The organism is Prosthecobacter sp. (assembly GCF_044373815.1).
In the GTDB taxonomy this organism is placed as follows: Bacteria; Verrucomicrobiota; Verrucomicrobiia; order Verrucomicrobiales; family Verrucomicrobiaceae; genus Prosthecobacter.
Window position 1 is genome coordinate 1 of sequence record NZ_JBIPNG010000289.1, and the last position, 8,396, is coordinate 8,396.

Consider the following 8,396-nt stretch of genomic DNA (forward strand, 5'->3'; position numbering starts at 1 on the left):
ACCGGCGGACAGTACGACGACGCCGCAAGCCGCTGGAACAAGATCGACGGCAACAACCACTCCCTGCTCGATCCCCAGGGCCACCTCAGCGCCGATGGCCAGCCCGGCCACGAGCCCGCCCTCATCCTCATCAATTACGGCACCAACGACGCCCTCCACAAGTCCAACCCCAGCGACACCCAGGCCAGCATCATCCAAAGCCTCGCCGCCCTCCGCCGCAGCGCCCCCGACGCCCACATCATCCTCCTCATCCCCTTCGGCCAGTACTACGCCAAAGAACTCAAACACGCCGTCGCCACCCATCAGCAAACCCATCCCTCAGACAAAAAGCTCTCCCTCATCGACCTCGGCCCCACCGTCGCCCGCTCCCTCGCCCCCAAAAACGGCCTCCTCGGCGGCCTCCACCCCAACGACCGCGGCCACGCCCTCTTCGCCGCCAAAATCATCCCGCAGGTGCTGACGATTTTGAATGGGGGTAAGTGAGATCCTTTTTACCAGCGGGCTAAAGGTGGCAGTTCAGGCATTATCTGGTGTTTGCAAGGTCACTGCCCCTCCACTTTGAAGATCACACCGAAGCCAAAGATGATAAAGGGTGATGTCCGGCGCTATTCCTTTATTCTCAAGATAGGTGAATCCTCGCCCGTGAGTGCTCTGATGGAGAGTTTCCTGGCAGACGGACTTCGCCATCAGCGCTTTGAACGGCACCGGCACTGGCAGTGTTTGGGTCTTCAGCGTTGCCATACGAGCAGTCTCCGCCAATGCGGGGATTAGATGGTCTGCGATCGTTCGAGAGTCACGGGCATAGGCCAGCATGATGCCTTCGGTCATGGCCCAGGCGTAGTCACCATTGACGAAACGGATCATGCCTTCGTCCCCATACCATGGGCCTGCGGAGCGTTTGCTGGTCTTGTCCACGATTTTGCACTCGACGAGCAGCGCATCATACGAAGGGAGTACTTCCGGGCGCTGATCGTAATTGAGTAGAAACCAGAGATCAGGCGAAGGCCGAACCTTTTGTTGGTTGTAGCTTTGAGCATTGGACTGCCGTGTGACCGATCTGAAAATTGTCTTGGTGAATCCCGGGATGCCACCTTTCGCGGGATCACCGTCTGCTTTGAGAAGAGTGTTCTCCAGAAATTCCATGAGCTTGGCGGTGATTTCATCCTCGCTTAGGGCAGCAAGGTCTTTGCCTTGCTTGCGCAGTTCTTCAAAGGCATGGGCAAGCACGTAGCAGACAATTTTAATCACCGGCAGCGCCACTGAGGGATGCGGCAGCTTGTAGCTGGCAGGGTCAGCCTGCCAGACACCCACAGCGGAGGTGGTGGTGAAGACGTTGTTGTGGCTGGGGGCTGCGCTCATGCAATTGCGGAACTACTCACGGAGATCAAATGCATCCAGGTAATCACGCACGATTCGCTGGGCGCAGAAGGACGCGCGTGTCTGCGTCCACCAGCGTTGTTCATTCAAAAGGCCCAGCAGAAGCCCGCGCTGCCCAGGCAGACGGATGATCACCCGGCTGGCCCCGTGGGCATCCGCCTCAAGCGTGATCTTACTTAGCAGATCGGCATCAAGATGTGCAGGTTGGTCATCACGATGAATGGCGATGAATCCCCAAACATCGAACTGTGGGCGTTGTTCCAATCCGTTTGGTTTGACGGTAACGGCAACCTTGTAGCCTGAGATTCCAAAGAAGGGCTGCAGCATAGTCTCTAGATGCCCAGCAAACTTGGTGCGGGTGCAGTAGTCCTTGTCCTCTTCAAAGGTCACCGGCGCAAAGGCAGCCTTCCCGGCGGTGCGATAGGGGGCCGCTGAGAAAAGAGTGTCTCGCATCACCTGGGCATCACGCGGCTCGATCTGATACAGATTGAAGAAGAACTCGTCGATCTGTTCCCAAGGTTTGGTCTCTGCGGGATTGTGTTCCAACTCAAGAGCAAGGCGTTCGATCGTTGCCTTGGCTTCCTTGGGAAGCGTCGTGACGTCCGGGAAGGGAATGGCATCGAATTCTTCCTTTTTAAAAGTCTGACGATCAGCACCAAATCGAGCACTGGTCATCAGGAGGAAGTAATCAAAGAACAGGCTGTGCGGAAGAAGATAAATCAACGCAGCAAGCGCCTCCGCCTCAGGATGCCCTTTGCAAGAATAACCGTAGTAGCTGACTGAAAAGGCAAGTGTCTTGTCTGATTTGAATCCCCGGGGAGTGCGGCGGGTAGCCTCCGGAGATTCAGGCACAATAACCAATGGGGGCTGGTAGAGTTCAATCGTCCGAGCACGATGAGCTTTGCTATTTCCCCAAGTTTTCTTATATGTATCTAGATTATTGTGTTCTATTGCAAAAGCACCATCAACTGGAGCCTCAAACACTTTAAGCTTTCCAAGCCAATTGACTTCGGTTTGATCCGAATCAGGGGAACGATTGTAGCCAAGACCGGTCTTCTCTTCTCCTGGATTCCAATTCTTCCAAATCACTTCAAGAGTCGATTGGAATACTTTCAGCAATTGCTCGACAATTTCAACATCGCGCCAAGTTCCCACGTGAAGTGTTTTCAGTAGCCACGGAAGTTTCAGCACTCTTTCGACCGGCAATGAATGGAGGGTTTGATAATCGATGCGATAACGACCGGCTTGATTCCAAGACCTATCGTAAATCGGACACGCGTAATGAAAGCCCGCATTGGAAGTGGGCTTGCTATTTTTTGCAAAAAGAAGGCACCATGGAACATCCATGCCACGCCAGACCCCCGTCTTCCTGACATCCGATCCATTAACCAACCCTGTGAGAGTTACAGCGTTCAACACTGCCTCCCATCCCTCAGCGCCACGATTTGAAGCATGGAGAATAAGTCGTGCAGGCAATGCCAATGCCATCAATGCATCTGGCTTTGCCCAGAGTAACGCTCTCCATAAAAAAGGCAGATCAGGATTATTGTCAGGATTCGTATAATCTGCGGCCAAGTCATCGAGGTCACGAGACTTGAGTGCAATCCTGCCGATCTCTGTGAACCGGGCATTGTGCTGTTCAGTCAAGAAGCTTCCCCCAGCCTTACGGTGAGCAATCCCCTCTTCACTAAGTTTCCTTTTTTTCTCTTTGAGCCTTGTCCAAGGCGGATTGCCAATCACCAAATCAAACACTCCATCAAAGTCAGCCGACACATTCTTACCGAGACTGCCGATTTGAAATCCTTCCTTTTGTTCAGGGTCACGGAAGTTGTGCAGTACCGAGCCCTGCAAATCGTCAAACTTAAGCTTCTTCACCGGACGTGGCTCGGGGTCCATCTCGATGGCGGTGATGTAAAGGGAAAGCGCGGCCAGCCGGAGAGCGGACTCGCTGATGTCGAAGCCTGTCAACTGCTCGCGCAGCATCTTTCGGATCAGTTTGGTGTCTGGCTGAATCTCGTCGTGCTCCCAGCGTTTTTGAATCAGGCGGCGGAATGCGAGCACGAGGAAAATGCCAGCACCGCAGGCTGGATCAAGCACACGGGCGTGGGCCGGGTTTTTCACGGCACCCGGGCCAAAGCTTTGATCCACCATCATGCGCGCGATAGGCAGCGGGGTGTAGTGGACGCTGGCCTGTTTAGCCTCCTCGCCCTCCACCCAATGACTGTAGCTCTCATAGACTTGGCTCAGCACTCCGACTGGGATATGTGCGAAGTTCAGATCTCTCCAGTCCAACTCCAATTCGTCTTGATAATCCTCGTCCGTCACTGGCACCGGCAGGCCTTTCACGATGGCGCGCAGATGCTGGAAGAAGACAGCACCCACTTTGTCATTCACGCTCTTGTAATAGCGGCGGTAGGCAGTGGCACGGGCGGCTTTGTCGTCGGTGGGAATGTCTTGATCCTGCTGCTCGCTAAAGAGGCGCAGGAAGTCACCATTGAAGGTGGCATCCAGCCATGCAGAGGTAAGGGCCGCTTTTTCAGGCGATGAAAAGACATCCTTCAAGTCCTTGGCTTTTTCACAGATATCAGCGAGGTCTGTTGGAACGACGATTTTGCGGTCCATGAGGAAGCGGAAGAACAAAGCGCGCCCGCACATGGAGAGGACTTCCAGCGCCGACAGCTTCGTTGGATCGGTGCTTCCACCTTCCGGAACGAACTTCTTCGCGGTGTACATGAGCTGGCCGAAGATCAGCTTTGCCACATAGTCCATTGCCTTCGGTTTGCCTGCTTTGCGATCCACCTGACCGTGCACCAGACGCTGGAAGAACAATGCAGCATCATCGTCGGACGCGTGCTTTTTGAGCAACTCTTGAGGCTTGGGCTTGAAGGTGATTGGGCGCACCTCCAGTTCTCCGGGACGAAGGATGCCAAGCCAGGAGGCATCACTGCGATTGGCGAGTTCTTTTTGCAGTTTTTCGATTTCGGCAGGCTGATCCTCAAAAGTAACGTACAGCAAGGGCGCGTTTTGATGCTCCACAACGGCCTGGATAGGCAGTGCAGTGCTGCGATCTCCTTTGTTGCCGGGGATCAGATCCAAATACTCGGCTCGGGCGTACGCGTGCGCGGTATCACCTGTGCGCAGATCGATGACATAATGACAGCCGAAATCCTCCAGCCGCTTGGTAAGCGGACGGGTGTCAGATTTCGTGTCGAATAGATCCTGCATTCGGTCAAAAGCGGTTGGGCAACCCCAGCAAAAAGTGCGTTTTTATACCTCAGCCATTGTTCGTATGCACACTAATTTTTGCACTCCAACCCACTTGGTTCCGCTGAGACTGTGGTTTGTCATGAGGAAGAAGAGAGGTGAATGGGTGATTATCACCCGTAAACGGCTTAATTCAACCATTTTCATGGCTCAGGTGATTATAGCCCGCAACTTTTAGCAGCAGGTATCCACATCTGCCACACCTCCGGTACTTAATCCTTGAGATCTTGGCGTGGGGCGCGTCGGCAGCCCCCCCCCCCCCTGCAAGCTCCCCCACCCTCCCTCCGTAAATCATTTGAACCCACCCGCCTCCTGCGGCAGGTGCGCCACCGCTTTCACCTCGATTCCGCCTTCGTCCTGATCCATCCATGAACTACCCAGCCTCCCGCAGTCAGCCTCTGCCTCGTTTTCGATTGAAGTCCGCCCTGCTCGCACTCGCCCTCGCGTGCCTGGCTCAGGTTGAGTTGGCCCATGGTGCCAAAGACCCCACGGATGTCACCGCCGTCGTCGCGGGCGCGGTGAAGGATGACAAGCTCTCGATCACCGCGGGCAACGATCTCTTTGGCGACACCGCCTCAGGCGTGCCGAAGAAACTGCACATCGAGTACACCCTCGGCGACGAGAAGGTCTCGCGTGATGTGGGCGAGAACCGCAAGCTGGAAATCGCAGCGCCTGCGGGGAAGAAGCTGGTGATTACCAAGGCCGTCTATGGACCTGCGGATGGCTCGAAGCCAAAGACGGTGGCCGTCGTCACGGAAAATCCCGGCGAGTTGCTGGCCACGCTGCCGGGCTTCAAGGTCGAGCTCGTGCGCAAGGCGGACGCAGCCACGGAAGGCTCGTGGATCTCCATCACGAAAGATCCCAAGGGCCGCCTGCTCCTCGGCGCGGAACCGAAAGAACCCATCTCACGACTCACGCTCAAGGACGGCAAAGTCACCAAGGCCGAGATCCTCAAAATCCCGCTCAGCGAAGTCATGGGCATGCTCTTCGCCTTTGACAGCCTCTACATCAATGGCCGTGGCAATGGCCCCGATGGCAAGAGTGTCTATGGCCTCTGGCGCTGCACCTCCACCACCGCCGAGGAGGCCTTCGACAAAGTCGAGTTCCTCCGCGAATGGAAGGGCGGCGGTGGCGACCACGGCGCGCACACCATCCTGCTCAATCCCGACAAAAAGCACCTCAACGTGCTCTGCGGAAATTTCGTGGACGTGCCTGCCGATGTGCTGCCCACCTCCCCGCACAAAAACTACGCGGACGATCTCGTGCTGCCGCGCGCCGAAGATGGCAACGGCTTCGGCGCAGGCCGCAAGCCACCGGGCGGCTTCGTCGTCCGCATGGACCCCGACGGCAAGAACTGCGAACTCGTCGCCAGCGGCGAGCGCAACACCTACGGCGTCGCCTTCAATCACGATGGCGAGCTCTTCGGCTTTGACAGCGACATGGAGTGGGACTGGGGCACCCCCTGGTATCGCCCCGTGCGCGTCTATCATGTGACCAGCGGCGCAGACCATGGCTTCCGCGAAGGCGCCAGCAAGTGGCCCGAATATTACCACGATAGCCTGCCCGCCACCGTGACCATCGGCATCGGCTGCCCCACCGGCGTGGGCTTCGGCACGGGTGCGAAATTCCCCGCGAAGTACCAGCGCGCCTTCTTCATCCAGGACTGGACCTATGGCCGCCTCATCGCCGTGCACCTCACGCCGCAGGGCGCCAGCTACGGCGGCACCTGGGAAAACTTCGTGGCCCCGAAATCACTCAATGAAAAATCCGGCAAGACCCCGCTCAATTTGACCGGCCTCACCATCGGCGATGACGGCGCGATGTACTTCACCATCGGCGGTCGCCACACCCAGGGCGCGCTGTTTCGCGTGACCTACGAAGGCTCCGAATCCACCGCACCCGCAGACCTCCACGAAGTCGCAGGCGCTGAATCCCGTACGCTGCGCCACAAGCTCGAATCCTTCCACGGCCACGAAGACGCCGCCGCCGTGGACACCGCATGGCCACATCTCGCCAGCGAAGACCGCTTCATCCGCTACGCCGCACGCATCGCCATCGAAAGCCAGCCCATCAACTCATGGAAGGCACGCGCCTTGGCCGAGACAAACCCCACCTCTGCGCTGACCATCCTCCTCTCCGTCGCACGCCTCGGCGGCACCGAAGCCCAGGGCGATCTCTTCAAAGCACTCGCGAAAATTTCACCCGCGCAGCTCAAGAGCGAAGCCCAGCAGCTTGAGCTCATCCGCATCATCGAAGTCGCCATCAGCCGCATGGGCAAACCCGCCGCTGAAGTCGCCGCGCCCATCATCGCGTTGCTCAGCCCGCTCTACCCCGCGCAGAGCGTCGCGCTCAATCGCGAGCTGTGCCAGACGCTCCTCGCGCTCGATGCGCCCGACACCATCGCGCGCACGCTCAAGCTCCTCGCCGCCGCACCCACGCAGGAAGAGCAGCTCAATTACGTCGTCGCCCTGCGCACCATCACGAACGGTTGGACACCAGAAATGCGCCGCCAGTATTTCGCCTGGTGGGCCCAGAAGCGCAATACGACGCAGCATCCCGAGACCACCCTCAAGTGGTTCACCGATGCCGGCCGCGACTTCAGCGATGGCGCGAGCTTCGGCAACTTCCTCGTCAAAATCCGCCGCACCGCCATGGCCAACGTGCCGCCCGAAGAACTCGCCGCGCTGCAGCCCGTGCTCGATTCCTGGATCGAGCCCGCACCCAAGCTCAAGAAGCCCAAGAAGGACCGCACCTTCGTGAAGAACTGGCAGATGTCAGACCTCATCGGCGATCTCGACAAACTCAGCAAAGGCCGCAACTTCGCGCAGGGCCAGGACGCCGTAAACGGCACCCTCTGCCTCATGTGCCATCGCATCGGCGATGAAGGCGGCTCCGTCGGCCCGGATCTCACCGCCGTCGCCAGCCGCTACTCGCCGCAGGTCATTCTCGAAGCCCTCATCGAGCCCTCGAAAGTCATCTCCGAGCAATACGCCAACACCGACATCACCCTCAAAAACGGCAACTTCTTCACCGGCCGCATTGTGGGCGACACCGATGACAAAATCATCCTCCGCCCCAGCATGCTCGCCCCTGACACCAAGGAGATCAGCAAAGCCGACATCAAGACCAAGGAAACCTCCAAGCTCTCCCCCATGATGCCCGGCCTCCTCAACACCCTCACCAAAGAAGAAATCCTCGACCTCCTCGCCTACTTCCAAGCCGCCGGAAAGCCTGAGGGTGCGGCGTTTAAGAAGTAGCGGCGCATTGCGCGCTACGCGGAAGCTGCATTGCTAGCGGCAGGTTTTTGGAGTGCGGTCGCGCAGATGCAAGGCGCAAGCCTGCATCGGAGCTACCGCTTTCGCAGGGTGAAGAACGCTCTCCTACCCCCGTCTGCCGTCCAGCCCGCAAAAGCAGCGTCGCCCTCAGTCCTGCCTTCCGTACTGGGAGCGCCGACATTTTGTCGGCTCTGGGCGGGTGTCCTTGGTGCATCCATAGGGAATGAAGCTGCGCTGAAAATGCGCCATTCTCTCACCTCGCCACCCCTCCCCTACCCCCCAAAATATGAGTGTTTATGGGTGTCATTACGGTTGGACTTTCGGGTGTTTATGGGTGTATTTGCGGTTTGGGAGCCCCTGATGTTGAAAACAGATTCCATCCACATCACGCCGGAGTTGCTGGCGTTGATAGCAGAAATTGACGAGTTCAAAGGTGCCTGGCGCGCCCTGGGCACCCTGGCCCCTGAGCGCTTGAAGGCT

General features: G+C 57.7%; 4 protein-coding genes and 1 pseudogene. 3 read left to right on the forward strand and 2 right to left on the reverse strand.

From position 1 onward, the window contains the following. On the forward strand, positions 1-483 hold a 483-nt coding region (locus tag ACIREA_RS20590), incomplete at its 5' end, for an SGNH/GDSL hydrolase family protein (RefSeq protein WP_397384226.1). A 33-nt stretch (positions 484-516) separates the two neighbouring features. Here the strand turns inward: ACIREA_RS20590 and ACIREA_RS20595 are convergent. Together ACIREA_RS20595 and ACIREA_RS20600 are read right to left on the reverse strand one after the other, a co-directional pair. Next, positions 517-1,359: a hypothetical protein gene (locus ACIREA_RS20595; protein ID WP_397384227.1), complete on the reverse strand. Its 843-nt coding sequence runs from the start codon at positions 1,357-1,359 to the stop codon at positions 517-519. A gap of 12 nt (positions 1,360-1,371) precedes the next feature. Continuing rightward, entirely contained in the window at positions 1,372-4,602 is a 3,231-nt protein-coding gene (locus ACIREA_RS20600; protein WP_397384228.1) for a class I SAM-dependent DNA methyltransferase, read from the reverse strand. Positions 4,603-5,009: 407 nt separating this feature from the next. On the opposite strand from ACIREA_RS20600, the gene ACIREA_RS20605 reads away from it, so the two are divergent. Both ACIREA_RS20605 and ACIREA_RS20610 read left to right on the forward strand, forming a co-directional pair. Beyond that, positions 5,010-7,898, forward strand: a complete 2,889-nt coding sequence (locus ACIREA_RS20605) for a heme-binding protein (RefSeq protein ID WP_397384229.1) — start codon at positions 5,010-5,012, stop codon at positions 7,896-7,898. A 258-nt stretch (positions 7,899-8,156) separates the two neighbouring features. Continuing rightward, positions 8,157-8,396, forward strand: a pseudogene (locus ACIREA_RS20610) (hypothetical protein); the annotation flags it as partial.

Coding starts and splice junctions, on each gene's coding strand:
- ACIREA_RS20600 (WP_397384228.1), bottom strand. CDS start 4,602: ATGCAGGATCTATTCGACACGAAATCTGACACCCGTCCGCTTACCAAG.
- ACIREA_RS20605 (WP_397384229.1), top strand. CDS start 5,010: ATGAACTACCCAGCCTCCCGCAGTCAGCCTCTGCCTCGTTTTCGATTG.
- ACIREA_RS20595 (WP_397384227.1), bottom strand. CDS start 1,359: ATGAGCGCAGCCCCCAGCCACAACAACGTCTTCACCACCACCTCCGCT.